The organism is Saccharopolyspora oryzae (assembly GCF_027853915.1).
GTDB lineage: Bacteria > Actinomycetota > Actinomycetes > Mycobacteriales > Pseudonocardiaceae > Saccharopolyspora > Saccharopolyspora oryzae.
Genome location: NZ_JAQGLA010000031.1, coordinates 45,868 through 72,165 on the forward strand (window position 1 = coordinate 45,868; position 26,298 = coordinate 72,165).

Consider the following 26,298-nt stretch of genomic DNA (forward strand, 5'->3'; position numbering starts at 1 on the left):
GCCAGGCCCGCTACCGTGGCCTGGTGAACAGCCAGCCAGTACCCGGCGGAGTGGTGCACGAACTGCCCACCGACCTGCGCGAGGCGTTGACCGCCAACGCCACCGCGCTCGAGGCGTGGAACGACATCACGCCCTTGGCCCGCAACGAGTTCATCTGCTGGGTCGAGGACGCCAAGCAGGACAAGACCCGCCAGCGCCGCATCCGCCGGACGCAGGAGGAGCTGGAAGAAGGACAGCGTCGGCCCTGCTGCTGGCCGGGGTGCAAGCACCGCGAGCGCACCGGCAGCTAGCAGAAGCCGGCCCACAACCCACCCAACACCGCGCTGACCTGCGCGAAACGGCCGACGCAGTGCTCGACGTGGCGGACTCAGGCCGGGCGGGCGCGGGAGGTCAGCAACTGCACCGCCAACCCCGCCAGCACCGCGCCCATGAAGTAGCGCTGCACCCGCAACCAGCCCGGCCGCCGCGACAACAACGACGACACCGACCCCGCGGTCACCACGATCAGCGCGTTCACCGACACCGCCACCACGATCTGCACCACGCTCAACACCAGGCTCTGCACCGCCACCGCACCCCGCGCCGGATCGACGAACTGCGGCAACAACGACACGTAGAGCACCGCGATCTTCGGGTTGAGCAGGTTGGTCACCAACCCCATCGCGAACAACCGCCCCGGCCCGTGCTCGGGCACCTCCGCCGGGGCGAACACCGACACCCCACCCGGGCGCACCGCCTGCCAGGCCAACCACAGCAAGTACGCCGCACCGGCGACCTGCACGGCCGTGTAGAGCGAGGGCACCAGCGTGAACACCGCAGCGATGCCCGCCGAAGCCGCCGCGGCGTAGACCAGGAACCCCGCGGCGACACCGGCCAGCGACACCAGACCGGCACGGCGGCCCTGCGTCAACGACCGCGACACCAGGTAGAACATGTTCGGCCCCGGGGTGAGCACCAGCCCCAACGCCACCACCGCGATCCCGGCCACCGCACCAACACCGACCACCACGCACCTCCACACGTCGTGCAGGAGACGCTAAGCCCGCCCCATCACCAGCACGAACGGCCAATTCCGCGGAACTGGCCTTCAGCTCATCCGTAGGTCGGGTACTGCGGCCAGCCCTCGGGGCTGTCCTCCCAGTCCTGCTGACGCCCGTAGGCGGTGCGGTCCATGAACTGCGCCACCGGCAGCACCGCCTCGACACCGCGGGCCGTGGTCATGTAGGTCAGGTAGGGCTTGCCGTCCTTGAGCAAGTAGTAGGAATAGCCGGGCCGCAGCACTTCCTCACCCCGCTCGTTCTGCTGCGTCCAACCCCAGTCGTAGTGGTAGGTCGTCCCCGACGACGAGACCCAGAGGTGCTCCCAGCCGCGCTTGGCGCGCCAGGCCTCGAGCTTGTCGATCGAAGCCTGCGAGATCAGCGCGAACGCCATCGCCTCATCGGACATGCGCCGCATGTCGGCGGGCAGGTTGTCCACGGCCCACGAGCAGCTCGGACACCCCTCGTCCCAGTCGGGACCGAACATCACGTTCTGCACCACCAGCAGGTACGCGTCCCCGAACAGCTCGGTCAGCCGCACCGGCCCGTCCGGGCCGGTGAACGCGTAGTCGTCCACCTCGACCATCGGAAGACGCCGGCGACTCGCCGCGACCCGGTCGTTGTGCCGCGTGACTTCCTTCTCCGCCGCCACCTGCTCGGCCAGTGCGTCGTCGAACTGCTCGCGGTCGACGATCTCCGGAGCGGCGAGCGGTTGGTCCTGCTTGGTCACGGTGGTGCCTCCCATCGGTCATCTGTGGGGCAGTGCGCGAAGCCCACCCACTCAGACCGCGCAACCGGCGCGAACTCATCGCCGCGTTCCGGAAATCCGCCGGACGGTGTCCCAGGATTTCCCATCCGACGATCGAAAACGCAGGTAAGAGCCGCGAGGACGTCCCGGTCCCAACACGGGACGGGCAATGCCTTGTGGCCGTGCCGCACGCGCAGGACGGTCATCAAGGGACTCGCGCAGCACCAGCGGCGAACGAGCGCGAGTTCGACAGGGATGCCGCATGAGATGTTCGAACACTTGGGGGGATTCGATGACGAACGCGTCCGACCGGTGGGTGCTGGCCTTCGACGGCTCCTGCCGGGTCTGCCGGAACATGTCCCGCGCCGTGGCCGACGCCAGCGGCGACAAACTCGAAGTCCTCCCGCTGGCACATCCGGACGTGCGGGCGTGGCGCGAACAGGCACTCGGCGCGGACCCGGTGTGGGCGCCCACGCTGATCCACCTGCGCTCCGGCCACGCCCGCGCCTGGGCCGGGATCCCGCTGGGACTCGCCCTGGTCCGGCACCTGGGCCCCCGCTCCACACTGGCCGTGCTCACCGCGCTAGGCCGGACGCGCCACACCACGCACCGCAAACGCCTCAGCGCCCTGCCACTGCTCGCCGGACTCGCCGTCGCGGCCAGCCTGACCAGGATCGGCCCGTCCGGAGGCAACGGCGACGACCCCGATGCTTGGGTGGCGGCCAACAAGGACCAGCTCCCACAGACCTACGCCGCCTTCGCCGAGCACCCGATGTCCTACCGCAAGGCGATCTTCAACGCCTCGCCGGCGGCCACCAAGAGCCGCCTGTGGGTCGACCACCTCCAGCAGTACCGCACGGCGCACCCCGACCTGTCCGAGGACCAGGTGCGAGTGCTGCAGCACGCCGCGGACGTCCTCGGCGACGAATCGCTGTACGCCCAGCCCGCTCCACCCGAACTGGACCGCACGATGGAAGACCTGCGCCACGAGGTCAACGCCGCCTTCGACGGGCAAACCCAGTCCCTGATCGCCACCCTCGGCCCACCCGACGCCGGCATCGGCATCGCCAAGACCGAATGCCAGTGCAGCACCAAGAGCGACTACTGCTGGATGGGCTGCGTGCCCACCAAGGACTGCAAGCGGGTGGGCGGCTGCGGGGCCGGCTGGCTCTACACCTGCAACGGGTGGTGCGAAGGCCCCTGATCCGGCTACTCCTACACCACCGCAGCCCGATGGCCGACGGGATCTCCCCGACCCGCCGGCCATCGGGCACAGCCCGGTCGATCACCCCGCGAAGCACGCCCCGACCAGCGCCTTCACCCGCACGACCCCGGACGTGGTACCGCGGCAGCACCGCCACCCCTGGTGTGGTGATCACCGGCGGGCTGAATCGGTCCTGCGGCTCGTCCACTGTGATCCGTGGCGGGCCCGCCGCAGTGCTCCGCCGCTGGCGATAGCATCCGAGCTAGGCAATCACCCGGCGAGCAGGAGAACGAAACCTCATGACCAAAGCTCCCGTCACCGTGACCGTCACCGGTGCGGCCGGTCAGATCGGCTACGCGTTGCTGTTCCGGATCGCTTCCGGTCAGCTCATCGGGCCCGACACCCCGATCAAGCTCCGCTTGCTGGAGATCCCGCAGGCGGTCAAGGCGGCCGAGGGCACCGCGATGGAGCTCAACGACTGCGCCTTCCCGCTGCTGGAGAGCATCGACATCACCGACGACGCGCGCACCGCCTTCGACGGCACCAACGTCGCGCTGCTGGTCGGTGCCCGCCCCCGCGGCAAGGGCATGGAGCGCGGTGACCTGCTGGAGGCCAACGGCGGCATCTTCAAGCCGCAGGGCGAGGCCATCAACGCCGGTGCCGCTGAGGACGTGCGCGTGCTGGTGGTCGGCAACCCGGCCAACACCAACGCGCTGATCGCCCAGGCCCACGCGCCGGACGTGCCTGCCGAGCGGTTCACCGCCATGACCCGCCTGGACCACAACCGGGCGCAGACCCAGCTGGCGCAGAAGCTGGGCGTGTCGGTCTCCGACATCAAGAAGCTGACGATCTGGGGCAACCACTCCGCCACCCAGTACCCGGACCTGTTCCACGCCGAGGTCGGCGGCAAGATCGCTGCCGAGCAGGTCGAGCAGTCCTGGCTGGCCGACGAGTTCATCCCCACCGTCGCCAAGCGCGGCGCGGCCATCATCGAGGCCCGCGGCGCTTCCTCGGCGGCCTCGGCGGCCAACGCCGCGATCGACCACGTGCACACCTGGGTCAACGGCACCCCCGAGGGTGACTGGACCTCCGCCGCGGTCGTCTCCGACGGCTCCTACGGCGTGCCGGAGGGCCTGATCTCCTCGTTCCCGGTCACCGCCCGGGACGGCAAGTTCGAGATCGTGCAGGGCCTGGAGATCGACGAGTTCTCCCGCGCCCGCATCGACGCCTCGGTCAACGAGCTCGTCGAGGAGCGCGACACGGTTCGCAAGCTCGGCCTGATCTGAGCCCACCCTGTGGGGCCGCACCTCGACGCGAGGTGCGGCCCCACAGCGCTTTCCAGGCTCGTTCGCTCAGGACGGGCTCGCGAAAACCGGGTAGTGGTCGGAGAAGTCGGTGTAGGTGTAGGTCTGGCCCCACGAGGTCACCGACCACTCCGGCGAGTGCACCGCGCGGGTCTCGTTGACCCACTGCTGCGATCCGTGCCCGGTCAGCGGGAGCACGTGGTCCAGCAGCTGGCCCGGTGCGCCCGGTGCCTGGTCGGCCGCGACCGAGTTGGTCGCCGGGTCGTAGGAGTAGGGGTGCCCGGTGGTCTGCGGGGCCGTCGCGCCCAGGGTGGCCAGCGCCGAGGTGAACTCCCCTGCCGAGGCATCGACGTTGAGGTCGCCGGCCACGACCACCGGCTCCGCCGCGGGGATCGCCTTGTCCCGGACGAACTGCGCGATCTCGCCCAGCTGATCGGCCCGCACTCCCGGCGCCCTGTCCCCGCACGCCGGGTCATCGGCCTGCAGGTGGGTGCCGATGACGTGCACCGGACCGCTGGGCGAGTCGATGCGGGTGTAGGCGAAGCCCTTGTTGGACGCGGCATCGGCACCGCATCCCGGCGGGAAGACGTACTGGATCCGCTCGGCGACCGGCCAGCGGCTGAGCACCGCCACCCCGCCGTCCTCGGGTCGGGTGTCCGAATAGGACCCCAGCGTGGCGTCCCACCCGTCCCGGGAGCGCCCCAGCACCGGCGTCTGGTTCGGGTAGTCCTCGGCGAGGTTGGCCAGCAGCCGCTGCGAGGCCTCGTTGTCGAAGGCTTCCTGCACCACCACGACGTCCTGGCCGGAGAGGACGCCTTCGGAGGCGATCAGGTCGGCCCGCTGCAGCTGCCCCCAGTTCGGGTACAGCGAGCGCGGCAGCATGAACACGTTGTAGGAGGCGATCCTGGGTCCGTCGGCGGCGGGACCGGCCACGGCGGTCGGGGCGGCCAGCCCGCTCGCCGCCACCACCAAAGACGTGAAAGCGATTCGTATCTTCACGGTGGATCATCATGCCCGCCCCACCGCACCACCAGCCAGTACCGGGCGGCGAACACCCGGGATCAATTCGGTTGCCCCGCACAGGTGGGCAGAGCAGGATCGGCCCATGGAGCGCCCCGCTGAGGAGATCACCCTGGAATCGTCGGTGCTGCGCCGCTGGCTCACCACCGACCTGGCCGAACTGCACCGCACGGTCACCGAGGCCCAGCCCCACCTGAGCCCGTGGCTGCCGTGGGCGGCCGGGGACTACACGCTGGACTCCGCCGCGCAGTTCATCGACAAGTGCCAGCACGACTGGCGCACCGGGCGGGCCTTCACCTACGCCATCACGGTCAGCGGCGCCATCGCCGGCTGCATCGCCCTGGAACGCCGGATCGGCCCCACCGGCCTGGAGATCGGCTACTGGCTGCACCCCGCCCACACCGGACGCGGCCTGGTCACCACCAGCACCGCCGCACTGGTCGAGCAAGCCCTGGCCCTGCCCGGCATCGACCACGTCGAGATCTGGCACGACGCGGCCAACACCGCCAGCCAGGCCGTCCCCCAACGCCTCGGCTTCACCTGCGTCGACCGCCGCAGCCCACCCCGCGAACCGGCCGGCGCAGGCGAAGCCGGCATCGACGTCATCTGGCGGCTGACCCGCTGAGAACTCAAGCCCCGGCCGGGCGCTCACCCATGCGCGAGGGCTGCAGCAGCGAGATCACGTTGCCATCGGGATCGGTGAACGACGTCTGCCGCCCCCACGCCATCTCCTGCACGTCCCCGGCCTGCACCGAGGACTCCCGCAGCTCGGCGACGTCGGCCTCGACGTCGGAGGTGTGGAACTGCAGGTGCACCGGACCGCTGAGCTCACGACCGGCCACGGGGAAGTCCACCAGCACCACCCCGCTGGACGAGCCGGGCGGGGCGACCATGACGAACCGGCCGTGCGGCCCGGCCACGTCGGCCACCAGCTCGAAACCGAGCACGTCGACGTAGAAGGCGCAGGCCTTGGCCTGATCGTCCACCGGGACGGACACGAACTGCAGACGAGAGATGTTCATGACGACACCGTAAACCGATCGCGCGCACCTACAATTCGAACGCGAAGTGCGACCGCGACCAGGTGATCGCCCCCCTCCGGCGCCACTTCGCCGCCGACGACCGGCTCGATCACATCAGCGCTGGTCGCGGCAGCACCGCCCGTGTGGGCCGCGCTTGCTGCCGGGTGCTGCGGTCGATGCGCGTGATGCGGCCGCCGGTGAAGGCGATGTCACCGACGAACGGTTCATCACCGGCGTGCCCGCTGATCACCCGCACCTCCCGCAGCACCCGTTCCACAACCAGTCCTCTCATCGACTGACCACGCAACCAGACTATTGCGACGATCAACCGATTTTCCCGTCGGCGAACGCGGATTCCCGGGAACGCCGGCGCCGGTAGCGTGGTGGCGTGCCCAGCCCGATCCGCTTGCTGCGCAGCGCAGCACTGTCCGATGTGGCCGAATACGCCTACGGCGCGGTCGTGCCACCTGATTCCCACCTGGTCTTCGCCGCCGGAGCCTGCCCGCTCGACGCCGACGGGGCGACCGTGGCAGTCGGTGATCACGCGGGCCAGGCCCGCCAGATGATGGACAACCTGGAGACCGCCCTGGCCGAAGCCGGGGCGGCACTGTCCGATGTGGTCAAGACGACCGTCTACGTGGCCAGCAGCTCGCAGCAGGACCTGGTCGCCGCGTGGGAAGTGGTGCGCGATCGCTTCGGCGACCACGACCCGCCCAGCACCCTGCTCGGCGTGACGGTCCTGGGCTACGCCGACCAGCTGGTCGAGATCGACGCCCTGGCCGCCCTGCCCTCAGACTGACGTCCCCACCCCAGCCGTCGCGGGCTGTACCGACTCCCCGAAACGGCTCTAGTTGCGCTCCGCAGCCTGCTGCTCCGCGGCCTGGGCCGCGGAGCGCAACTGCCGCAGTTCCTCGTTGACCGCGTCCAGCTGCCGCTCGGCTCGATCTGCGCGCGTCTGCGACTGCGACTGCGCGTCGCGCAGGACCGCCAACTGCTGCGCGGCGGCCTCACGTTCGGTCTGCAAGCGCTCAGCGGCCTCCGCCCGCGCCTGCCGCAGCTCCTCGGCCTGCTGCCGGCGCAGCGCGTCGAGTTCGTCGCGCTGACGGCGCACCTCAGCACGCGCTTCCTCCGCCGCGCGCTTGAGCTCGTCGAGCTGGGCCTGCGCGGTCTCGGCGGACTGCTCGGCACGCGCCGCGCGCTCGGTAGCCGCGGCCTGTTGCCGCCCGGCCTCAGCGATCTGCTCGCGGGCTCGTTCCTGCGCTGCCTGAACTTCGGCCGCGGCCGCGGCCTTGGCCTGCTCGATGGCCTCGCGCGCTTCGGCGACCTGCTGGTCGGCTTCGCGGCGGGCGGCGGTCCTGGCGACCTCGGCTTCGTTGCGGGCGGCTTCGACGTCCTGCTGCGCCTGCTGCTGGGCTGCTCGCGCTTGCTCCACGGCATCGTCCCGTTCCTTGCGGGCGCGCTCGGCGTCGTGACCGGCCTGTTCGGCAGCGGCAGCGGCGTCCTCGGCCGCTTCGTCGGCGGCGGTGCGCGCCTGCTCGGCCTCGCGGCGCTGCTGCTGCGCGGTGGCCAAGGCCTGCTCGGCCTGCGCGATGCGGTGCGCGGCCTCGGCCTGGGCTGCTTGGATCTGCGCTTCGGCCGCGCTGGGATCGGTGATCGTAGCCAGTTCGTCGAGCCCGGCGCGAAGATTCCGGGTCAATTGCTCCGAAAGGAGGCGGTACTGCCGCACCAGCTCCTCGGCCCGCACCCGCGCCCCGTCGTACTCCGCCGACGGCGCGGGGACGTCGGGGAGCTGTTCCTGCGCGGCCTGCAGGCGCTGCCGCTGCTTCCAGGCCCGCCACCGGGTGTGCTCGGGAAGGTCGCAGTACTCCGCCGGTCGCCCGGGCCCGGAACTGCGCACGATCTCCCGCGAACACCCCGGGTACCGGCACACCCCGTCCTGCTCGGCAGCCACCTCACCCATGCCTGGACGGTACCGAAGCCGACCTCGACGACCCGGGTCGGGGACAATGGGCGCACCCCCGCACGTCGACCAGGAAGCACCCCCGCGTTGTCGCACCCGAACCCCACCCCGGCCGATCTCGAACTGCGCGCCGACTGCAGCAGCTGCGCCGGGCTGTGCTGCGTGGCCCTGCCCTTCGCCGCCTCCGCCGACTTCGCCGTCGACAAGGCAGCCGGAACGCCGTGCACGAACCTGCTGGCGGACTTCCGCTGCGGCATCCACGCCCACCTGCGCGAGCGCGGTTTCTCCGGGTGCACGGTCTTCGACTGCTTCGGCGCGGGCCAGAAGGTCACCCAGGTGACCTTCACCGACCGCGACTGGCGGCAGCACCCGGACAGCTCCGGGCAGATGTTCACCGCCTTCGCCGTGATGCGCCAGTTGCACGAACTGCTGTGGTACCTCGCCGATGCGCTGACCCGCCCGGCCGCCAGCGCCGTACACGACGAGGTGCGCCGCGCGGTGCAGGAGGTCGACGCGCTCACCCGCAGCGACGCCGAGACGATCACCGGGGTCGATGTCGCCGCGGTGCGCCAGGACGTCAACACCTTGCTGGTGCGCACCAGCGAACTGGTCCGCGCCGAGGTCGGCGGGCGCACCAAGAACCACCGCAGCGCCGACCTCATCGGTGCCTCCAAGCGGGGTGCGAACTTGCGGGGCGCGAATTTGCGCGGAGCGCTGCTCATCGCCGCTGACCTGCGAGGAGCGGATCTGCGCTCGGCCGATGTGATCGGCGCGGACTTCCGCGACACCGACCTGCGCGGCGCCGACCTCACCGACGCCCTGTTCCTCACCCAGGCCCAGGTCAACGCCGCCAAGGGCGATGCCACAACCAAGATCCCCGCCAGGTTGGACCGCCCCGGGCACTGGTGATCAGCTGTTGTCCGGGGCCGGACGCAGCAGCCCGATCGCCGCGACGGCCAAACCGGCCAGCACCACCGCACCGATGATCCCCACGATGTTGATCCCGCTGGTGAACGCCTCCCGAGCAGCCTCGAGCACACCAGCGGCGGTCGGAGCGTGCTGCTGTTCGGCCAGCGCGACCGCTCCCGCGAGGGTTTCCCCGGCCTGAGCCGGTGCGCCCGACATCTGCGCCTGGTAGACGGCCGTGACCATCGTGCCCATCACCGCCACGCCGAGTCCGACGCCGAGCTCACCGCTGGTCTCCGAAAGCGCCGCAGCCGCCCCGGTGCGCTCCGGTGGTGCGCTGCCCACGACCAGATCGGTGGTCAGCACACCCATGGGGCTCAACCCGGCGGTGACCAGCGCAGTGGCCAGCACGGCAGCGGGCGCGCTGCTGCCGTCGAGCGCGGTGAACAGCACGAAGCCCACCACCGAGATCACCGCACCCGCCGCGATCACCCGTGCCGGACCCCACCTCCGTGCCACCACGGGAGCCAGCAGCGAGGAGCCGGCTGAAGCGATGGCCACGACCGTCAACCACATCCCGGTCCGCAGCGGCGAGAGCCCGGCGACGCCTTGCAGGAACTGCGGAACCAGGTAGAACACCCCGTTGACCACCAGCAGTCCCATCAGCAGCAGCACCAGCGCCGTGCTGAAAGTGCGGTTGTTGAACAGCCGCACATCCACCAGCGGGTCGGACATGCGCCGCTGCCTGCGCACGAAGAGCGCTCCAGCGACCGCTCCGATCACCAGCGCTGCCAGTGGGACGAGGTCGGGGCCGTGGTGGGCGATCTCCTTGAACCCGTAGACGACCGGCACGATCGTCAGCAGCGACAACAGCACGCTGGCCGGATCGAGCCGACCTGCGTGCTGCGGACGGTGTTCGGGCAGCAGCCACGGTCCGAGCAGCAGCACCAGCGCCATGACCGGCACGGCCAGCAGGAACACCGAACCCCACCAGAACGCCTCCAGCAGCATCCCGCCGATCAGCGGGCCGACCGCCACACCGGCGGTGAACGTCGTCATCCACACCGCGATCGCCACCGACCGCTGCGCGGGATCGGTGAACATGGTGCGGATCAGCGCCAGGGTGGAGGGCATCAGCGTCGCCCCGGTGATCCCCAGCAGCGCGCGGGCGGTGATGAGCAGTTCGGCGCTGGGGGCGAACGCGGCCAGCAGCGACGCTGCGGCGAAGGCGGCTGAACCGATCAGCAGCAGCCGACGACGGCCGATCCGGTCGCCCAACGTGCCCATCGTGACGAGGAACCCGGCGATGAGGAACCCGTAGGCGTCCATGATCCACAACGCTTGGGTGCTGGTCGGGCGCAGTTGCGCGGTCAGGTGCGGCGCGGCGAGGTAGAGCACGCTGACGTCCATGGCCAGCACCAGCAGCGGCAGCGCGAGCACGGCCAGTCCAGCCCACTCCCGCGCCCCGGCGCGATTTCGTCGTTTCTCATCAACAGTCATGTGCCGATGCTCGAACTTCGAGATAACTCGAAGTCAATGCGGAATTTCCGCATCACCCGGGGTGTTGCGAACTCGACACGCGTCCACTGCCGACCGGCGGGGGACATCCGGGATTCCGGTGGGGGTTCGGAAGCGGATGGCATGATCAGCGGATGCGTCCCATCACCATCATCACCGGTGGCAGTCGAGGAATCGGCGCGGCCACCGCGTTGTGGCTGGCCCGCGCCGGACACGACCTCGCGCTCTGCTACCGCGGGAACCGCAGCAGCGCCGAGGAAGTCGCGGACCAGGTCACCTCGCACGGGGGGCGCTGCGTGCTGGTGCGCGCCGACGTCAGCCAGGAATCCGATGTGGACCGGCTGTTCGACGAGACCGCCGAGCAGCTGGGCCCGGTGACCGGTCTGGTCAACAACGCCGGGCTGACCGCGCACGTCGGCGACCTGGCCGACACCCCGGTCGAGGTGATCCGGCAGGTCATCGACGTCAACTTCCTCGGCACCGTGCTCTGCTCGCGCCGCGCCGCGCAGGTGATGTCCACCCGGCGCGGCGGGCCAGGCGGGGCGATCGTCAACGTCTCCTCCGGTGCCGCCACGCTCGGCGCGGCCCACGAGTACGTCCACTACGCCGGCGCCAAGGCCGCAGTGGACGCCTTCACCGCCGGTTTGGCCAAGGAGCTCGCCCAGGACGGGGTGCGGGTCAACGCGGTGGCACCGGGCCTGGTGCGCACCGACATCCACGCCGGTGCCGGTGTTCCCGAACGCCTCGAGACCGCCGTGTCGCGAGTGCCGATGGGCCGCGCCGGGGAACCCGAGGACATCGCGCCGGCCATCGGCTGGCTGCTCGGTCCGGAATCGGCCTACACCAGCGGGGCCGTGCTGCGCGTCGCCGGCGGGCTGTGAAGCGGAAAACCGGTTGCTGCGGCCCCTAACCTGGAGGTCGTGGGTGAGTCGTTGCTGGTCAACTTCGTCTACTGCCACCCGGTCGGGCATGCCGTGGAGGCGCTGCAGTACGCCCTGGGCTACCGGCGGGCCGATCCGGACCGGCGCATCGGGGTGGTGCTCAACTCCGCGACCGCGGTGCAGCTGGCCGACTGGTGCGACGCGATCGACGACGTGTACACAGTGGACATCGACGTGTTCGAGCCCCCTGGTCCCGAGGTCCTGGCGCACGTCCCGGCCGAGTGGGACTGGGTAGTCGACGACCCGCGCGGCCACCAGGCCTGGCAGCACCAGTACTTCCCCGGCCTGAAGCACTACTACGAGCTCGCCGCCCAGCACTTCCGCACCACCAACGGCCACACCCAGGTCGGCGCACCCGCACCGTCCTACCGACCGCGCAACCCGCTCCGGCTGGCGCTGCCACAGCCCGCCCGGGACTGGGCCGCCGAGCTGCTGCCCGACCACGACGGTCCCACGATCGCCGTGCTGCCCGGTGGCAGCGCCGAACGCTGGCGCTACCCGTCGCTGGCGTCGTGGCAGCACGTCCTGGAGGCCTTCGCGCAACGCTGGCCGCAGGCCCGGTTCTGCCTGACCGGCAAGCACGCCGACGACGGGCGCACCAGCACCGGCTTCACCCACGCGGAGTTCGAAGCCCTGGCCGAGGTCGCCCCGCACGTGGTGTGGGCCGTCGACGTCCCGCTGGCGCAGCAGCTGGCCGCGCTGCAGCGCTGCGACATGCTGCTGTCCCCGCACAGCGGATTCGCCTTCGCCGCGATGGCCGCGGGCACACCGTGGCTGGCGCTGGCGGGCAACGACTGGGCCGAGTACTACTTCAACCCCGGCGTGCCGTTCCACTCCGTGCTGCCCGACCTGCAGCGCTTCCCCTGCTACCTGCTGCTGGGCAACACCCCCGACCCGGTCGAGGACGACGGTCCCCGCTCCCCGAGCATGTCGGCGGCCCGCATCGACGCAGACCTGCCCGCGCTCCTCGACGGAGCGGCACTGCTGCTGGCCGGCCAGGACTTCGATACCGCGATGCGCGACCACGCTGCCCGTGTGCACGCGCTGTTCGGCGGCCGCACCGAGCTGATGTACTCAGTGGACGACCTGCTGGTCTCCCACCTCCCGGCCCCGCCTGAGCGATGAGGCCGCTGGAGGCCGTCACGGCGTGCGGAATCCCCGGAAGGTCACGCGTTTGCGGGTTTCGAAGCCCAACCGCTCGTAGAGGGCGATCGCGCCGGTGTTGGTTTCCACGACGTGCAGGAAAGGACGTTCACCGCGCGCCACGATGCGCGCGACGAGTGCGTTGATCAGGTGGGCGGCGTGGCCTCGCCCGCGCGCTTCGGGCGCGGTGCACACGGCGCTGATCTCGGTCCAGCCCGGCGGCCGGAGTCGCTCACCGGCCATGGCCTCCAACGCACCGCCGTCGCGGATGCCGAGGTAGGTGCCGAGTTCGCGGGTGCGCGACCAGAACGGGCCCGGACGGGTCCGCTCGACCAGGTCCAGCATGTCCGGCACGTCCTGCTCGCCCAGCTCGACCACACCGGTGGTCGCCGCGGGATTCGGCCGGTCGTGGCCGGCCCAGATCATCTGGAGACCGTCGAGTTCGAAGACCGGTTCCCAGTCCGACGGCGGTGTTGCCGCGCAGCTGAACATGTCGGCGAACTGCCCGGGCCCGAGCAGCCGGGCGAGATCGTTCCAGGCGTCCGGCTCCGAGGTGATCGACGAGAACGTCGCAACGCCCGGCGCGTAGGTGGCGGCCCGGCCGATTCGACGAGCCAGGTGCGCGTGGTTCCCGCGGAGCGACTCACCCACCGGATCGTCGAGTACGGTGACCTGACACTCCACCATCGTGCTGAGCCTCTCCTGTTCGGGAACCGTGCCTGGTCATCGTACGGACCGCCGGACCGTCCGATTCCGGGGTCGTCGCGGGGATGTCCAGCGCTGATCGGGGTTGTAGTGGAAGGATTGCTGCCGTGCTCACTTGCGTCGCGTTGTTGCGCGCGGTCAACCTCGGATCGCGCGGCAGTCTCGCCATGGCTGATCTGCGAACCGCGATCAGCGACCTCGGTGGTCGTGATGTGACGACGTACCTGCGCAGCGGCAACGTCGTGTTCACCACCGCAGAACACGACCCGCGGGTGGTGGAGCAGCAGGTACGAGCCCACTTGGCCACCGACCTGGGGTTGGACACTGCGGTTCTGGTCCGCACCGCCGCCGAGATCACCGCCGTGGCCGAATCCCACCCCTTCGCCGGGCAGCAGGACGACCTGGCCAAGCTGCACGTGGCGTTCCTGGCCGCCGAGCCCGATGCCGAACGGGTCGCGGCGCTGGACGTGCCTGCGGGAGCCCCTGAGCAGGTGCTGCTGCGCGGCCGCGAGCTGTACCTGCACTACCCGGCCGGTGCGGGACGGTCCAAAGTCACCGCCGCCTACCTCCAGCGCCGCTTGGGCGTGGAGCTGACCGCCCGAAACTGGCGGACGGTGACCGCACTGGCCGAGCTCGCGGGCGACCACCCGACCTCCGGGTGAGCAGCGATCACCCATGCCGCGGAGCAATCAGGATTCCCGCGGGCAAGCCAGATCAGCTGACGTCCGCCCGTGCGGCAGTTCCGTTCTTGCGCTGCTTGGCGTGGAAGCGCGCTTTCTTCTGACGATTCCCGCACGTGTTCATGTCGCACCACTTGCGGGTGCGGCTTTGGCTGGTGTCGAAGAAGGCGGCGCGGCAGGTCGGTGAGGCGCACAAGGCCAGTTTTCCGTCTCGTTCGCCTGCGATGATGCTGATCGCGTCGGCGGCGATCACGCTGAGGGCATCTTCCACGCTGCAAGCCGAGCTGAGCTGCCATCGCCGCTTGCCCCCAGGCGTCAGGACAGCCGCGGCCCGACCCTGAGCGCTGCAGTCGTTGATGACTTGGACAGCAGATGCGGGGAGGTCGTCCTGGATCGCGGTCGCGGTGGCGGCGGCGTGGATCGATTCCCTCAGTTCCCGAGCGAGGTCGAGCTGGGCGGTGGTGCAGGAGTCCACGGCGAGGTCGTTCACCGCCAGCCAGTCGATGAGCCGGTGCGGGGTGGGAATGCGCTCGACCGCGTCGCCCTGACGCTCCGTCAGAGTCGCCGTGAAGCTGGTCGCCAGCACGTTACCGAGGCGGAATTCGGGGAACTCGGCACGCATGGAACCACCTTAGCAGGTTGCACACCGGCATGAAGACAGGTAGAACCGCCTTAGCCGGTTCCATCATGGCCAGGAGGTCTCATGCCCCGCCCAACCAGCGACGTGCAAGCATTCGAAGCCCACGCAACTGACGCCGAGCTCGACGATCTGCGCGCGAGACTGGCCGCGACGCGGCTACCGGAGGCCGAGACGGTCCATCGCGCAGCACCCGACGCCCGCCGATGGGAACAGGGCGTTCCGCTCGCCGACCTCGTCGACGTCGTGGACTACTGGCGCACCGAGTACGACTGGCGGTCGTTCGAAGAGCGCCTCAACCGCATCGGCCAGTTCCGCACGACCATCGATGGGCTGGGAATCCACTTCCTGCACCGCCGATCCGCCCGCGCGGACGCCACTCCTCTGGTCCTCACGCACGGCTGGCCGGACAGCATCGTTCGGTTCATCGACGCAGTGGACGAGCTGGCAGATCCGAAAGATGCCGACGCGCCTGCGTTCCACGTCGTAGTCCCGTCGCTACCCGGCTTCGGTTACAGCGACAAGCCGACCACCACCGGGTGGGGCACCGAGAAGATCGCGGCCGCATGGGTGGAACTGATGGGAAGGCTCGGCTACAGCGAGTTCACCGCCCACGGCGGCGACTGGGGAGGCAACATCACCACAGTTCTCGGTGGCCGGTTCCCCGCACACGTCCTCGGCATCCACACCACGTTCGCGGAAGGACCGCCCGGGTTGACAACCGACGGACTGACGGCGGTCGAGCGCGAGTGGGTCGAGGAAACCCGCGATTTCTGGCGCCACCGCGCGGCGTACGCGAAGCAGCAGGCGACCCGACCGCAGACCATCGGCTACTCGCTCGTCGACTCACCGGTCGGGCTCCTCGCCTGGATCCTCGACAAGTTCGCCGAGTGGTCGGACGCCGAGGACAGCCCGTTCGAAACGATGTCCAGGGACAGGATTCTCGACGACGTCACCCTGTACTGGCTGACGCGGACCGGCGCATCGGCGGCCCGCATCTACTACGAAAGTCACAACTCGCTGGACCCCGAACTCCGGGTCGACGTCCCCTCAGCACTCACCATGTACCCCCGCGACGTCGAGAAGTGCCCGCGCCCCTGGGCGCAGGAGCGGTACCGGCAGATCGTCCGGTGGAAGTCACCCGAAGCCGGAGGGCATTTCCCGTCGCTGGAGGTTCCCCAGTACTTCGTCAAGGACCTGCGAGAAGGCCTCGCAGCAGTGCTGGCCGCCAATCGGTGACCGCGTCAGCCTGAACGCGCCTTGGCCGGCATGGCGGATCACGCCCGCTCCGGGGTCCCGTAGAGCTCGGTGAGCAGCCGGGTGGCCTTGTCTGCGAGCGGGTGCGGGTCGTCGCGCCACCAGATCAGCCGGACCGGGATCGGCGCGGCGTCGCGCACCGGGCGGAACACCACACCGGGCCGGGGGTACTGGGCGACGGTGCCTTCCGCGGTGATGCCGACGCAGCGACCGGTGGCGATCACGGTCAACCAGTCGTCGACCTCGTGGGTGTACTCCACGGCCGGGCGCTTCTCCGGTGGCCACAGGTCGGTGGTCGTGGTGCCCGAACGCCGGTCGATGAGCACCGTCCGGTCGCTGATCTCGGCGAGGCGGACGAAGCGGCGGCGCGCCCACGGGTCGTCGGCGGCCATCGCGAGGTGACGTCGTTCCAACCCGACGATCACCCCGTCGAAGCGCCGCTGGTCGGGTTCGGTGCGCACCACGGCGATATCGCAGGCACCTTCGGCGAGCCCGCCGGTGGCGGAGTTGGTGCGCACCAGCTGCAGTTCGGTTTCGGGGAACAGCCGCGCCCAGCGGCGCTGGAACTGCACGGTGTGGCGGCCCATCGCCGACCAGGCGTAGCCGATGCGCAGGTGGGTGTGCCCGGTGGTGGCTTCGCGCACCAGGTCGTCGGTTTCGGCCAGGACGCGGCGGGCGCGGGCCAGCACCCGCGAGCCGGCCGCGGTCGGGGCGACCTCGCGGCTGGTGCGCCGCAGCAGCCGTACGCCGAGCGCTGCCTCCAGCGAGGCCAAGGTGCGGGAGACGGCGGCCTGCGAGACGCCGAGGTCGATGGCCGCGTCCTCCCCCGCGAACTGCGGGACGCCGGTGTGCCCGCCCATGTTGGCGTGCAGCGTCTTCTCCTCGGAGCCGAAGGCGTCGAACAGGTCCAGGGCCCGCTGCCGATCGTTGCCTTCGTCGTCCCACTGCAGCAGGACGTGCAGCGGAATGGTGATCTGCCGGGCCTCGTCGAGCATGGCGGCGGGCACGAAACTCCCGGCGAAGAATCCGGCGGCCGAGATGCGCGGCTCGACCACGGCCAACCGGATGCCGATGGCGATCACGCCTCCCGAGTACCCGACCGGGCCGCCGATCTCGGGCAGCGAGAGCAGAGCGTCCAGGACGGCCCGCCCTTCCGGGACCGCCTCGTCGACCAGCGGGAGGACCAGCCGGTCGACGATCTCGTCGCTGACCGGCTCACCGGCGTCCAGCGCCTGGCGCAGGTCGGCGCGGGCCTGCTCGGCGGTGGCCAAGCGGGGTCGGTCGCCGCTGCCGGGCAGCTCGATGGTGGCCGTGGCGAAGCCTTCCGCCGCCGAGCGCCGGGCCCGGCCCACCAGTCGGGGGTACATCTTGTGCAGTCCGCCGGGGTGGCCGAGCAGGATCAGCGGTGCCGGTGCGGATGCGGGCGTCCACAGGATGCCGGGGACCTCACCGAGGGTGAACTCGCGCTCGAGGACACCGTCGTCGAGGCGCTGTTCGGCGGTGAATCGCATGGTCGTGCCTTTCGGGAGTGCTCGTGACGGCGCTCCCGGACGACCTATCGCCCGACCGTGACCCCGGAGGGGAGCACCCATGTCGATGCGTTCACGGGTACCACCTCCTCGTTCTCTCGCACGGCCTCCGGAAAGCTAGCAGTGGTCGCCGTGATCCGCCAACGGTTTTTCGCGGCGATCGGGAACGCCCGGGGTCATCCGGTCGGGGCAACCTGACTGCTCCACGGGAGCGAAACCTGCGCGTTCGTCCGCGGATGTCGAGTTCGCGTACCTAGGGTCGGCGGGACCGACATCAGGTGCCCGCCGGCCGGGCGTCGTCGAGGACTGGAGTGCTGGGCTCAACGGGCCGCGATGTCGTCCGGATGCGGGGCGCTGCCAGGGTCGCGCGTCGACGTCGACCGACGGGAGTGTGCTCGATGACCAACCGACGCTGGCACGCAGTGATCGCCGCGCTCGCCACCGCGGGACTCGCCCTGAGCATCCCGGCACCGGTCCAGGCCGCGGGAGCCGACGAACCCGCCCCGGCCGCCAAGCAGAACACGATGCTGCTGGTGCACGGCTACAACCCCGAACCGCCCACCAAGTGCAACGAGTCGACCTGGGACACGGCCCTGCAGTACTTCCACGACAGCGGCGGCCGGGATCGCTCCTCGATGCGCACGATCGGCTACTACAAGGGCGATGCCGAGCACTGCGATGACGTGATCGGTGATGGCGAGGCGACCCGCGACCGCCCGATCCAGGACATCGCGAAGGACTTCGCGAACTACATCTACCGGAACTACACCAGCAAGGGCGAGAACGTCGACATCGTCGCGCACTCGATGGGCGGGCTGATCACCCGCGTCGCGGTGCTGGGCACCGGTGAGGGCTGGAAGGGGTTCCCGCCGAAGGTGGCCGTGGACAACATCGTCACGCTCGGCACCCCGCACCAGGGCTTGATCAACGGGTGCAGCAATCCCGATGCCAGCCCGGACGACAACTGCACGGGGCAGTGGAACCAGATGACCCCGAAGAGCGAGGGCGGATCGGGGTTCATCGAGAAGCTGCACGAGTCCGCGCCGGGTCGAGGTGACCGCGGTCTGGACGATCCGTGGGCCGCCGGGATCGACTGGAGCCTCGCCGGGTCCCTGGAGGACCAGACGGTGTCGTACTACTCCGGTATCGACAAGGGCCACTTCGCGCACCAGAAGTACGGCTACGACGAGGATCTCAGCGACAACGGCATTCCCGACTGCTCGGACCCGAACGTCAGCCACAGCGGGCTGCGCAAGCTCAAGGGCGCGGGCGGCTTCTGCTTGCGCTACTGGCACCACGGAGCCGATGGCGGGCCCTTCACCACCGAGAACGGTTGGTCCCCGTTGAAGGTGGCGTTCAAGGCCGCCACGTACAAGGGTGACGACCTGCCGCGGTGATGACCGAGCACCCTTGATCATTTCGTCACCGTGACAGTACTGATCAAGGGTGCTCGATGGCTCACCACATGGACAGATCGCGGGCCGTGGCGGTTCGGGACACCGCGTCGAAACGCCGCAGAAGGCCCCCTTCCGCCAACCGGGGCCAGCCGGGATCTCCGGTGGTGGGGAAGGAGATCCACGCGGCGTGCATCTCCTTCGCCAACGCCTCCGGCGGATCCCCCGCCCCGAGCAACCCCTGCGGGCCGCGCAGCACCGGCAGGTCGAGCAGGTCGAAGACGAACGGCAGCTCGACCGAGTGCGCCGCACCGAGCTGACCGTCCACAGCGGACGAACCCCAGGCGAACTCGTAGACGTGCGCATTGCCGTGGGCATCAGCCAGCCTGCGACCGCCGGCTGCGAACATCGCGTCACCGAGGATCGCCGAGCGCAGCTCGCCGTGACCGGCCCCCGGCCGCTGCGCCCGGTAGGCCGCGATCAGCGCGTCCGGATCCCGGTGCACGCGGGTGGCGAGTTCGCGCACGTCAGCGGAGGTCGAGGTGGCCAGATCCCCTTGCGGTGCGAGGTAGAGGTTGCCTTCCTCGGAGTTGGAACCCACGAGCAGGTCCACGTCCGCCAAGTCGCTGTCGGCGGGCTGGCGCTCGAGAACCACGTCGAACGGGGTGAGCCCCACCAGAGGATCGAACTCCCGCTCCGTCTGCAGGTCCAGGCCGCTGAACTCGGGCATGATCTCGACCAGCCGCTCGTCCGGTACGGCACCGAATCCAGCGGCGCTCGGCTCGACGCCGAGAGCCGTGGCCGCCGCGCGGGTCACCACCGCGGCCTGCTCCGGGGAGAACGCCCCGAGCCCGTTGCCGCTCTGCACGATCGCGCGCCGGAACAACCCGCTGGCCTCGGGATCGGCGAGCAGCGCAGCGACGAGCGTGGCACCAGCGGACTGGCCGAACACCGTGACATTGCCCGGATCGCCGCCGAAAGCCTCGACGTTGTCCTGCACCCACCGCAGCGCGGCGATGATGTCGAGCAGTCCGCGGTTGCGCGCGGCACCGGGCACGTCGAGGAACCCGGTGATGCCCAGCCGGTAGTTCACCGTCACCAGAACCACACCATCGCGGGCGAACGCACTGCCGTCGTAGAGCGGGGACCGGGTCGAACCGGAGACGAACCCACCGCCGTGCACGAAGACCATCACCGGGCAGCCCTGAGCCTGCTGCGGCGCCCAGACGTTGACGGTGAGGTAGTCCTCCCCGCGGACCCAGCCAGGGCCGAAGAACGGTGACATGTCCAGCGCAGCGAACCCGCCCCGCCGCGCCTGGGGTGCGGTCGGCCCGGGCAGACCGGCATCGCGAACGCCTGACCAGGACTGATGTGCGGCAGGCGGGGCGAACCGGTCGATACCCCGGGGCGCAGCGGCATACGGGATGCCCAGGAAGCGCCGCACGCTGCCGCTGGTGGTTCCGCGCACGGCTCCGCGGGTGGTGGTCACGATGGGGTCGGACACCAGTTGTCCTCCTGTCAGATCCGGGCGAACGGTGCCCACGACTTGATGGCGAACTTCTCGCCCTCCCGCACGACTTCCGCACCGCCGTGCCCGCCGAGATGCGCGGGCAGCACCAGGGTGCCGGTGTCGGCGGCCTGCCCCAGCACCTTGCGCCGAGTGGCCCGCGCCTGGACCGGGTCCTCGCAGAAGCAGCTGTTGGCATCGGGTTCGAGGAACTGCACCGGGGCGTGCAGCATGTCCCCGATGAACAGCGCCCGATCACCACCGGAATCCAAGCTCAGCACCGACGATCCGGGGGTGTGCCCAGGCGCGAGAACCAGGCGCAGGTTGTCGTCGATGACGTGTTCGTCCTCCCACAGCAGGGTTTGGCCTGCTCGGTGCACCGGATCGACGCTGTCGTAGAAGAGGTTCCGGGAATCGGGGCGCTGCGCCGAGGGGTGGCCGTTGGCGGGGTTCCAGAAGTCGAAGTCGGCGCGCGAGATCAGGTAGGTCGCGTTGGGGAACGTCGGCACCCAGTCCTCGCCCTCCAGCCGCGTGTTCCAGCCGACGTGGTCGATGTGCAGGTGGGTGTTGATCACCAGGTCGACGTCCTCGGGCCGGACCCCGGCACGGGCGAGGTCGCCGAGGAAATCGGTGTCGAGGTGGTCCCACAACTCGGTGTCCGGCCGCTCCTTGTGGTTGCCGACGCCGGTGTCGACCAGGATCGTCCGCCCCTGGCTGCGCAGCACCCAGGTCTGCACCGCGCACACGCACTCGTCCGCGGCCGGGTCCAGGAAGTCCGGCACCAGCCACGACTCGTTGTCCCGCCACGTCTGCGCCGGCGCATCCGGCACGAAGGCGGACGGCGACATCGCGATCGACCCGTAGTACTCGACGACCCGGGTGATCTCGACCCCGCCCAGCACGATTTCTCGCATGATTGCTCCGAAAGGCTCTCGATTCAGCTCTCCCCGAGCCTGCGCCCCGCGGTGCCCCCGCAACCAGCCCCGGCTGTGCGTACCACTGACAGGGTCAGGCTCACCGGCAGCGCTGAAGGCATAGTGGGGACATGGGCAGTTCAGGTCACCTCGGCGAGTTCCTGCGAGCGCGGCGGGCACGTCTGCAACCGGAAGACGTCGGACTGATCACGCCACCGGGTCACCGCCGCGTTGCCGGACTGCGCCGCGAAGAACTCGCGCAGCTGGCGGGCGTCAGCGTCTCGTACTACACGCGCCTGGAGCAGAACCAGTCGACCAACGCCTCCGACGGCGTGCTCGACGCCCTGGCCACCGCACTGCGCCTGGACGATCACGAACGCACCCACCTGCACGAACTCGCCGCCCAGCGCCCCCGCCCGCACAAACGCCCTCCGGTGGAGCGCGTCAACGCGATGACCCGCGAACTACTGCGGTCGCTGGGCAACGTGCCCGCGCTGGTCGTCGGCCGGCGAACCGATGTGCTGGCGTGGACGCCGATGGGGCACGCCCTGCTGGCCGGGCACATCGACCCGACCGCCCCGGACCACCCGGGGCAGCGCCCCAACCTGGTCCGGATGCTGTTCCTGGACCCGCACACCCGCGAGCTCTACGCGGACTGGGACCGCAAGGCGCGGGGACTGGTGGCCAGCCTCCGGATCGCCGCAGGCCGTCACCCCGAGGACGCGCTGCTGGCTTCGCTGGTCGGCGAGCTGTCGGTGAAGTGCCCGGAGTTCGTCGCGCTGTGGGGCGACCACCGGGCCAAACCCTGCGTGGGTGACTCGTTCCGGCTGCACCACCCGCTGGTCGGCGAGCTCACCATCACCCAGCAGAGCCTCCAGCTCACCCACTCCCCGGAGCAGTCCCTCGTCGTGGTCACCACCGAGGACAACTCCCCCTCCACCGACACCCTCGAACTCCTGGCCCAACTGGCAACAACCCCGCGCGAGCCGGCGCCGAGCATGGTGGAAGACCTTCGCGTGCAGCGATGAGTCCTGCGGCCGTGCCAGGTCTACCCCAGCGTTGGCACGGAGATGACCGGGCCGCACGCCAGCGGTCCCACGCACAGGGGGACGGGGTTCGATGCGTTCGATCAGGGCCACGATGTTCGTCACCCTCGACGGCGTCGTCCAGGGACTCGGCCGCCCGGACGAGGACACCCGCGGTGGCTTCGCGCACGGGGGCTGGGGCCCGCAGTACAACGACGAGGTCATGGGCCGTGAGCTCGGCAAGGGCATGGCCAACCCCGGAGACATGCTGTTCGGGCGGAGGACTTGGCAGGACTTCACCGCCGCGTGGGGACGCGCGACCGACGGCAACCCGTTCACCGCGCACATGAACGCGGCCACCAAGTACGTCGTATCGCGGACCCTGCCCGACACGGATGCCTGGCAGAACTCGATCCTGCTGCGCGGCGATGCCGCCGACACCGTGGCCGAGCTCAAGGTCCAGCCCGGAAACGACCTCTCGATCAACGGCAGCGCGTCGCTGGTGCGAAACCTGCACGCCGCCGGCCTGATCGACCACTACACGCTGCTGATCCACCCGCTGACCCTGGGCGGCGGTGCGCGGCTGTTCGACGGTCCCGCCCCGCTGACCGAGTTCGAGCTCACCGGGAGCGTCACGACCGGCAAGGGCGTGATCATCGCGCACTACACCCGCCGGTGAGTGCCCGGCATCCCGTTGAGCGTCAGTAGTACTGGGCCAGGCAGAACTCGTGATCCTCGGGATCGGCCATCACCACGACCACTCCCTCGTCGTAGTCGTGCCGTTCGCCGGTGAACCGGCCGCCGAGCGCCGTGACCTGGGAGATGCCCTGATCGATGTCGTCGACGACGATGTCGAGGTGCAGGCGCGTTTTGCCGCGCTTCGGTTCGGTCACCGGTTGGAAGACGAGGCGGGGCTGCACGTCGTCGGGGTGGCCGAGGTAGATCCAGCCGGGCCGCGTGGGTCCCTGCGGGCGGTCCAGGAGGGTGCTCCAGAAACGCGCTACCCGTTCCACGTCGATGCAGTCGATGGTCACGCCTCCCCAGCGGTTCGCCATGCTGTCAGTCCTTTCGCGTCGTCTCTCCCGCGGATGATCATTTTCGTCACCGTGACATAACTGATCAAGGTGATTCCTCTTGGGATTCCGGTGCTTTCGGGTCCCCTCGGTGGGTTGCTCCGGCGACGAGGTGGGCCGGGTCGCGGGTCAGGGACAGGGCGACGTGGTCGTAGAGCTGGGTGATCGCGGCCGAGGAGTGCCCGAGGGCGTCGCGGCGGTCTTCCAGCGCCGCTCCCCTTTCCCGGGCGATGGTGTTGAAGGCGTGCCGCATCGAGTGCGGGGTGATCCGCTGGGGCATCGGCACTCCGGCTTGCGCGGCCAGGGTCTGCACGAGCCGGTAGACCTGGTGCCGGTTGACGCGGTCGCCGTTGCGGGTGACCAGCAGCGCGGTCGTGTCCACATCGGACGGCCGGGACCGCAGGTAGTCGTCGAGGACCGGCGCCAGCGGTGCCGGGATGGGACGGGTGCGGACCTTGCCGCCCTTCATCCGCACGGTCAGCACCCGCATCCCGTCGCGCTGACCGAGATCGGCCAGGTCGGCGTTGCACAGCTCCGACACCCGGATGCCCAGGTCGACCAGCAGCATCATGGTCAGCGCTGCCGCTTGCGGACCGAGGGTGCGGTGCGCGTAGTCGCGGCTGCTGGTCAGCATCTGCGCGGCTTGCTCTTCGGAGACGCTGGCCGTCGTGGAATGCCTGCGGTCGTAGCGGGGACGGGCCGCGTCGCGGGCGGGGTTGGCGTCGATCGCGCCGGCGCGCACGAGGAAGGTGTACCAGCTGGAGACCGCGGCGAGTTTGCGCGCTCGGGTCGAGGCGGCGAACGGGCGCCCGGTGCGGGGGTTGGTCGCCGCGGCCAGTTGGGCGGCGTACATCTGCACTTCGGGTAGGCGCATGGTCAGCGGGTCGAGCTCGCGCTGGGTGCACCAGGCGAGGTACTCGCGCAGATCGCGCGCGTAGGCGGCGCGGGTGTCCGAGGAGTCGGCGAACGAGCCCAGCCAGGCCGAGATCAGCGCGGTGACGGTGTGGCCCGTCCTGGTCGTCGAGGCCAGGAGTTCCGTTTGCTCCCCCGTCGGCCGAACGCTGGCGCCCGCACCCGAAACGATCTCCATGTGGACACCTTACCGCACATAAGCGCGATTATGCGCGGTGTCATTATGTCCGTTTCTCCTCGTCCTTATTTCGTTTCGTTGGTTGGGTTACGTTTTGTTTGACGGGTTACGTTATTGGGTTCCGGAGTGGGTGGCGGACGGCTTGGGGCGGTTGCTCCCGAGCGACGGTGGGCGGCCGGTTAAGGTCCGGGGTGAATCGGGTTGCCGTACCGGAGGTGGGAGTTGTCGGGGAACCGTCCGAGTGCGCAGGACCTGGACGCCGCGGAAGGAGCGAGGATCCCGGACGTCCTCTCCCCTGGCCTGCGGGTGCTGTTCTGCGGAATCAACCCCGGGCTGTGGTCGGGCGCGACCGGGCACCACTTCGCCCGCCCGGGCAACCGGTTCTGGCCGGTGCTGCACGACTCCGGGTTCACCCCGCGGCTGCTGGAGCCGCACGAGCAGGACGAACTGCCGGGCTTCGGGCTGGGCATCACCAACTTCGTGGCACGGGCCAGCGCGCGTGCGGCGGAGTTGTCCGATGACGAGCTGCGCGCCGGCGGCGTGACCCTGGCGGCGAAGGTGCGGCAGTACCGGCCGGAGTGGGTGGCGGTGGTGGGGATCACCGCGTACCGGGTGGCCTTCGGTGAGCGCCGGGCGACCGTGGGGCGCCAGGACCGGCTGATCGAGGGCGCGCAGGTGTGGGTGCTGCCCAACCCCAGCGGGCTCAACGCGCACTGGACGGCGGGCACGCTGGCCTCGGAGTTCCGCCAGCTCCGCCAGGCGGCCATCCCCGAACCCCTGGCCGACCGGAGCGACCACGAAACCCCCTGCTGAGCAACCCGGTTTCGCCCTCGCGCCCCGGCCGCGACGAGCTCGTCGTCGGGGTTATCCAGCTGTGATCTTTGTCCTTGACGCGTGCCGGCCGAGCCGTTCCCGTGTGGACGATCGACACCGATTTCGCGTACTCACGGTGTTCGTTCGTGCTGGCTGGGCAACCATTTTCGCGCCCAACTACTCCAAATGGACTTCACCGCTGCGCTGAATAGTGCATTTGGTACGGGGTGTGATCGTCGGAGAGAGCTAGGGAACACGGGGGTGTGCTTTATCTGTCCGTTACCGGTAGGGTCTGATCGGCTGGTTCGGGAAGACCCCGTTCCGGTGACACTGGCCGTTTGCTCCCGCAGAGTCGATACGGATGACTATTCAAGACGACATTGCTCGACCGTGGTTCCAGCCGGTGGTCCCGTCGGAGGCGCAGCAGGCGCCGCGGCCGGATCCCGGGCCGCCGACGACCCGCATCGTCGGTCAGCTGCCGTTGAACGAGGCGGTCCTGCCCACTCGACCGGCGTCGCCGCCCCCGATGGCGGATGCACCGGAGCGGGTGGAGGTCACCCAGCCCTACATTCCCGCGATCCGCGATGAGCGCCCTGAGTTCGCCAAGCTCCTCAACCCCGAGCCGTCGGCTGCTTCGCCGAGCGTGACGGGCCCGCAGCTGGCGGTCGCACCGCCGGAGGTCAGGCCGGAGCCCAAGCCCGCGCCCCGACCCGCTGCGCAGGCGCCTGCTGCGCCGGCGAAGAAGCGCAGCCTGGTGCGCCGCGTGGTGCGGCGGATCATCGGACCGGACCTGTTGCGCAAGGACCCGCCGAAGAAGCGGCGCTGACCAGGCGTCAACAGCGGTGGCCTTGGCACTGGCGCAGACCTGCAT

The 26,298-nt window shown here is 70.0% G+C and carries 29 protein-coding genes and 1 pseudogene; 15 read left to right on the plus strand and 15 right to left on the minus strand.

Features of this window, described 5'->3' with window-relative positions; all coding sequences use genetic code 11:
• Nucleotides 1-23: 23 nt before the first annotated feature.
• Complete coding sequence (locus OU415_RS19620) at nt 24-290, plus strand: YdeI/OmpD-associated family protein (protein ID WP_270950330.1); 267 nt, start codon at nt 24-26, stop codon at nt 288-290.
• A 77-nt stretch (nt 291-367) separates the two neighbouring features.
• On the opposite strand, the gene OU415_RS19625 is transcribed toward OU415_RS19620, so the two are convergent.
• A complete protein-coding gene (locus OU415_RS19625) occupies nt 368-1,006 on the minus strand; it encodes a LysE family translocator (protein ID WP_270950331.1) in 639 nt (212 codons plus the stop codon).
• 86 nt (nt 1,007-1,092) lie between these two features.
• On the minus strand, nt 1,093-1,767 hold the full coding sequence (locus OU415_RS19630) for a DUF899 family protein (protein WP_270950332.1): 675 nt from the start codon (nt 1,765-1,767) through the stop codon (nt 1,093-1,095).
• Nucleotides 1,768-2,077: 310 nt separating this feature from the next.
• Between OU415_RS19630 and OU415_RS19635 the strand changes: the two genes are divergently transcribed.
• Together OU415_RS19635 and OU415_RS19640 are read left to right on the plus strand one after the other, a co-directional pair.
• Nucleotides 2,078-2,989 (plus strand): bacteriocin fulvocin C-related protein, encoded by a 912-nt coding sequence (locus OU415_RS19635; protein WP_270950333.1) that lies wholly within the window; start codon nt 2,078-2,080, stop codon nt 2,987-2,989.
• A 299-nt stretch (nt 2,990-3,288) separates the two neighbouring features.
• Complete coding sequence (locus OU415_RS19640; RefSeq protein WP_270950334.1) at nt 3,289-4,275, plus strand: malate dehydrogenase; 987 nt, start codon at nt 3,289-3,291, stop codon at nt 4,273-4,275.
• A gap of 66 nt (nt 4,276-4,341) precedes the next feature.
• Here OU415_RS19640 and sph read toward each other — a convergent pair whose 3' ends face one another.
• Nucleotides 4,342-5,292, minus strand: a complete 951-nt coding sequence (gene sph, locus OU415_RS19645) for a sphingomyelin phosphodiesterase (protein ID WP_270950335.1) — start codon at nt 5,290-5,292, stop codon at nt 4,342-4,344.
• A 106-nt stretch (nt 5,293-5,398) separates the two neighbouring features.
• Here sph and OU415_RS19650 point away from each other — a divergent pair, with 106 nt between their 5' ends.
• A complete protein-coding gene (locus OU415_RS19650) occupies nt 5,399-5,938 on the plus strand; it encodes a GNAT family N-acetyltransferase (protein WP_270950336.1) in 540 nt (179 codons plus the stop codon).
• Between the two features lie 4 nt (nt 5,939-5,942).
• Here OU415_RS19650 and OU415_RS19655 read toward each other — a convergent pair whose 3' ends face one another.
• Both OU415_RS19655 and OU415_RS19660 read right to left on the minus strand, forming a co-directional pair.
• The gene (locus OU415_RS19655) at nt 5,943-6,335 is read right to left on the minus strand and encodes a VOC family protein (RefSeq protein ID WP_270950337.1); all 393 of its coding nucleotides are present in this window, start codon (nt 6,333-6,335) and stop codon (nt 5,943-5,945) included.
• 109 nt (nt 6,336-6,444) lie between these two features.
• Complete coding sequence (locus OU415_RS19660; RefSeq protein WP_270950338.1) at nt 6,445-6,627, minus strand: hypothetical protein; 183 nt, start codon at nt 6,625-6,627, stop codon at nt 6,445-6,447.
• A gap of 96 nt (nt 6,628-6,723) precedes the next feature.
• On the opposite strand from OU415_RS19660, the gene OU415_RS19665 reads away from it, so the two are divergent.
• On the plus strand, nt 6,724-7,134 hold the full coding sequence (locus OU415_RS19665) for a RidA family protein (protein ID WP_270950339.1): 411 nt from the start codon (nt 6,724-6,726) through the stop codon (nt 7,132-7,134).
• A gap of 48 nt (nt 7,135-7,182) precedes the next feature.
• Here the strand turns inward: OU415_RS19665 and OU415_RS19670 are convergent, their stop codons facing one another.
• A complete protein-coding gene (locus tag OU415_RS19670; RefSeq protein ID WP_270950340.1) occupies nt 7,183-8,295 on the minus strand; it encodes a coiled-coil domain-containing protein in 1,113 nt (370 codons plus the stop codon).
• Nucleotides 8,296-8,382: 87 nt separating this feature from the next.
• On the opposite strand from OU415_RS19670, the gene OU415_RS19675 reads away from it, so the two are divergent.
• Complete coding sequence (locus tag OU415_RS19675) at nt 8,383-9,204, plus strand: pentapeptide repeat-containing protein (protein ID WP_270950341.1); 822 nt, start codon at nt 8,383-8,385, stop codon at nt 9,202-9,204.
• Here the strand turns inward: OU415_RS19675 and OU415_RS19680 are convergent, their stop codons facing one another.
• Nucleotides 9,205-10,701: an MFS transporter gene (locus OU415_RS19680; protein ID WP_270950342.1), complete on the minus strand. Its 1,497-nt coding sequence runs from the start codon at nt 10,699-10,701 to the stop codon at nt 9,205-9,207.
• A gap of 152 nt (nt 10,702-10,853) precedes the next feature.
• Here OU415_RS19680 and OU415_RS19685 point away from each other — a divergent pair, with 152 nt between their 5' ends.
• Both OU415_RS19685 and OU415_RS19690 read left to right on the plus strand, forming a co-directional pair.
• Nucleotides 10,854-11,600 (plus strand): SDR family oxidoreductase, encoded by a 747-nt coding sequence (locus OU415_RS19685; protein WP_270950343.1) that lies wholly within the window; start codon nt 10,854-10,856, stop codon nt 11,598-11,600.
• Between the two features lie 39 nt (nt 11,601-11,639).
• Nucleotides 11,640-12,785: a glycosyltransferase family 9 protein gene (locus OU415_RS19690; protein ID WP_270950344.1), complete on the plus strand. Its 1,146-nt coding sequence runs from the start codon at nt 11,640-11,642 to the stop codon at nt 12,783-12,785.
• 15 nt (nt 12,786-12,800) lie between these two features.
• On the opposite strand, the gene OU415_RS19695 is transcribed toward OU415_RS19690, so the two are convergent.
• Nucleotides 12,801-13,490, minus strand: a complete 690-nt coding sequence (locus OU415_RS19695) for a GNAT family N-acetyltransferase (RefSeq protein WP_270950345.1) — start codon at nt 13,488-13,490, stop codon at nt 12,801-12,803.
• A 125-nt stretch (nt 13,491-13,615) separates the two neighbouring features.
• Here OU415_RS19695 and OU415_RS19700 point away from each other — a divergent pair, with 125 nt between their 5' ends.
• Nucleotides 13,616-14,170 carry a DUF1697 domain-containing protein gene (locus tag OU415_RS19700; RefSeq protein ID WP_270950346.1) on the plus strand — a complete coding sequence of 185 codons (555 nt, stop codon included), beginning with the start codon at nt 13,616-13,618 and terminating at the stop codon, nt 14,168-14,170.
• A gap of 52 nt (nt 14,171-14,222) precedes the next feature.
• Here OU415_RS19700 and OU415_RS19705 read toward each other — a convergent pair whose 3' ends face one another.
• Nucleotides 14,223-14,810, minus strand: a complete 588-nt coding sequence (locus OU415_RS19705) for a CGNR zinc finger domain-containing protein (protein ID WP_270950347.1) — start codon at nt 14,808-14,810, stop codon at nt 14,223-14,225.
• An 81-nt stretch (nt 14,811-14,891) separates the two neighbouring features.
• Here OU415_RS19705 and OU415_RS19710 point away from each other — a divergent pair, with 81 nt between their 5' ends.
• Nucleotides 14,892-16,064 (plus strand): epoxide hydrolase family protein, encoded by a 1,173-nt coding sequence (locus OU415_RS19710; RefSeq protein ID WP_270950348.1) that lies wholly within the window; start codon nt 14,892-14,894, stop codon nt 16,062-16,064.
• A 38-nt stretch (nt 16,065-16,102) separates the two neighbouring features.
• Here the strand turns inward: OU415_RS19710 and OU415_RS19715 are convergent, their stop codons facing one another.
• Both OU415_RS19715 and OU415_RS19720 read right to left on the minus strand, forming a co-directional pair.
• Nucleotides 16,103-16,894: a LysR family transcriptional regulator gene (locus tag OU415_RS19715; RefSeq protein WP_270950362.1), complete on the minus strand. Its 792-nt coding sequence runs from the start codon at nt 16,892-16,894 to the stop codon at nt 16,103-16,105.
• 9 nt (nt 16,895-16,903) lie between these two features.
• Nucleotides 16,904-17,593, minus strand: a pseudogene (locus OU415_RS19720) (dienelactone hydrolase family protein); the annotation flags it as partial.
• A gap of 416 nt (nt 17,594-18,009) precedes the next feature.
• Between OU415_RS19720 and OU415_RS19725 the strand changes: the two are divergent.
• A complete protein-coding gene (locus tag OU415_RS19725) occupies nt 18,010-19,008 on the plus strand; it encodes an esterase/lipase family protein (protein ID WP_270950349.1) in 999 nt (332 codons plus the stop codon).
• 61 nt (nt 19,009-19,069) lie between these two features.
• On the opposite strand, the gene OU415_RS19730 is transcribed toward OU415_RS19725, so the two are convergent.
• Both OU415_RS19730 and OU415_RS19735 read right to left on the minus strand, forming a co-directional pair.
• Nucleotides 19,070-20,509: a carboxylesterase/lipase family protein gene (locus tag OU415_RS19730; protein WP_408641873.1), complete on the minus strand. Its 1,440-nt coding sequence runs from the start codon at nt 20,507-20,509 to the stop codon at nt 19,070-19,072.
• Between the two features lie 14 nt (nt 20,510-20,523).
• Nucleotides 20,524-21,426 carry an MBL fold metallo-hydrolase gene (locus OU415_RS19735; protein WP_270950350.1) on the minus strand — a complete coding sequence of 301 codons (903 nt, stop codon included), beginning with the start codon at nt 21,424-21,426 and terminating at the stop codon, nt 20,524-20,526.
• Nucleotides 21,427-21,557: 131 nt separating this feature from the next.
• On the opposite strand from OU415_RS19735, the gene OU415_RS19740 reads away from it, so the two are divergent.
• Nucleotides 21,558-22,454, plus strand: a complete 897-nt coding sequence (locus OU415_RS19740) for a helix-turn-helix transcriptional regulator (protein ID WP_270950351.1) — start codon at nt 21,558-21,560, stop codon at nt 22,452-22,454.
• Nucleotides 22,455-22,545: 91 nt separating this feature from the next.
• Entirely contained in the window at nt 22,546-23,130 is a 585-nt protein-coding gene (locus tag OU415_RS19745) for a dihydrofolate reductase family protein (protein WP_270950352.1), read from the plus strand.
• 22 nt (nt 23,131-23,152) lie between these two features.
• Here the strand turns inward: OU415_RS19745 and OU415_RS19750 are convergent, their stop codons facing one another.
• The gene (locus OU415_RS19750) at nt 23,153-23,506 is read right to left on the minus strand and encodes a VOC family protein (RefSeq protein ID WP_270950353.1); all 354 of its coding nucleotides are present in this window, start codon (nt 23,504-23,506) and stop codon (nt 23,153-23,155) included.
• A 64-nt stretch (nt 23,507-23,570) separates the two neighbouring features.
• Nucleotides 23,571-24,614: a tyrosine-type recombinase/integrase gene (locus OU415_RS19755; RefSeq protein ID WP_270950354.1), complete on the minus strand. Its 1,044-nt coding sequence runs from the start codon at nt 24,612-24,614 to the stop codon at nt 23,571-23,573.
• Between the two features lie 222 nt (nt 24,615-24,836).
• Here OU415_RS19755 and mug point away from each other — a divergent pair, with 222 nt between their 5' ends.
• Both mug and OU415_RS19765 read left to right on the plus strand, forming a co-directional pair.
• Nucleotides 24,837-25,427: a G/U mismatch-specific DNA glycosylase gene (mug, locus tag OU415_RS19760; RefSeq protein WP_270950355.1), complete on the plus strand. Its 591-nt coding sequence runs from the start codon at nt 24,837-24,839 to the stop codon at nt 25,425-25,427.
• A 361-nt stretch (nt 25,428-25,788) separates the two neighbouring features.
• The gene (locus OU415_RS19765) at nt 25,789-26,253 is read left to right on the plus strand and encodes a hypothetical protein (protein WP_270950356.1); all 465 of its coding nucleotides are present in this window, start codon (nt 25,789-25,791) and stop codon (nt 26,251-26,253) included.
• Nucleotides 26,254-26,298: the final 45 nt, after the last annotated feature.

What these genes read in the sequence shown, in the direction of transcription:
- OU415_RS19635 (WP_270950333.1), top strand. Translation starts at nt 2,078, where the DNA reads ATGACGAACGCGTCCGACCGGTGGGTGCTGGCCTTCGACGGCTCCTGC.
- OU415_RS19640 (WP_270950334.1), top strand. Translation starts at nt 3,289, where the DNA reads ATGACCAAAGCTCCCGTCACCGTGACCGTCACCGGTGCGGCCGGTCAG.
- OU415_RS19650 (WP_270950336.1), top strand. Translation starts at nt 5,399, where the DNA reads ATGGAGCGCCCCGCTGAGGAGATCACCCTGGAATCGTCGGTGCTGCGC.
- OU415_RS19655 (WP_270950337.1), bottom strand. Translation starts at nt 6,335, where the DNA reads ATGAACATCTCTCGTCTGCAGTTCGTGTCCGTCCCGGTGGACGATCAG.
- OU415_RS19660 (WP_270950338.1), bottom strand. Translation starts at nt 6,627, where the DNA reads ATGAGAGGACTGGTTGTGGAACGGGTGCTGCGGGAGGTGCGGGTGATC.
- OU415_RS19670 (WP_270950340.1), bottom strand. Translation starts at nt 8,295, where the DNA reads ATGGGTGAGGTGGCTGCCGAGCAGGACGGGGTGTGCCGGTACCCGGGG.
- OU415_RS19680 (WP_270950342.1), bottom strand. Translation starts at nt 10,701, where the DNA reads ATGACTGTTGATGAGAAACGACGAAATCGCGCCGGGGCGCGGGAGTGG.
- OU415_RS19685 (WP_270950343.1), top strand. Translation starts at nt 10,854, where the DNA reads ATGCGTCCCATCACCATCATCACCGGTGGCAGTCGAGGAATCGGCGCG.
- OU415_RS19695 (WP_270950345.1), bottom strand. Translation starts at nt 13,490, where the DNA reads ATGGTGGAGTGTCAGGTCACCGTACTCGACGATCCGGTGGGTGAGTCG.
- OU415_RS19705 (WP_270950347.1), bottom strand. Translation starts at nt 14,810, where the DNA reads ATGCGTGCCGAGTTCCCCGAATTCCGCCTCGGTAACGTGCTGGCGACC.
- OU415_RS19710 (WP_270950348.1), top strand. Translation starts at nt 14,892, where the DNA reads ATGCCCCGCCCAACCAGCGACGTGCAAGCATTCGAAGCCCACGCAACT.
- OU415_RS19725 (WP_270950349.1), top strand. Translation starts at nt 18,010, where the DNA reads ATGACCAACCGACGCTGGCACGCAGTGATCGCCGCGCTCGCCACCGCG.
- OU415_RS19735 (WP_270950350.1), bottom strand. Translation starts at nt 21,426, where the DNA reads ATGCGAGAAATCGTGCTGGGCGGGGTCGAGATCACCCGGGTCGTCGAG.
- OU415_RS19740 (WP_270950351.1), top strand. Translation starts at nt 21,558, where the DNA reads ATGGGCAGTTCAGGTCACCTCGGCGAGTTCCTGCGAGCGCGGCGGGCA.
- OU415_RS19745 (WP_270950352.1), top strand. Translation starts at nt 22,546, where the DNA reads ATGCGTTCGATCAGGGCCACGATGTTCGTCACCCTCGACGGCGTCGTC.
- OU415_RS19750 (WP_270950353.1), bottom strand. Translation starts at nt 23,506, where the DNA reads ATGGCGAACCGCTGGGGAGGCGTGACCATCGACTGCATCGACGTGGAA.
- OU415_RS19755 (WP_270950354.1), bottom strand. Translation starts at nt 24,614, where the DNA reads ATGGAGATCGTTTCGGGTGCGGGCGCCAGCGTTCGGCCGACGGGGGAG.
- OU415_RS19765 (WP_270950356.1), top strand. Translation starts at nt 25,789, where the DNA reads ATGACTATTCAAGACGACATTGCTCGACCGTGGTTCCAGCCGGTGGTC.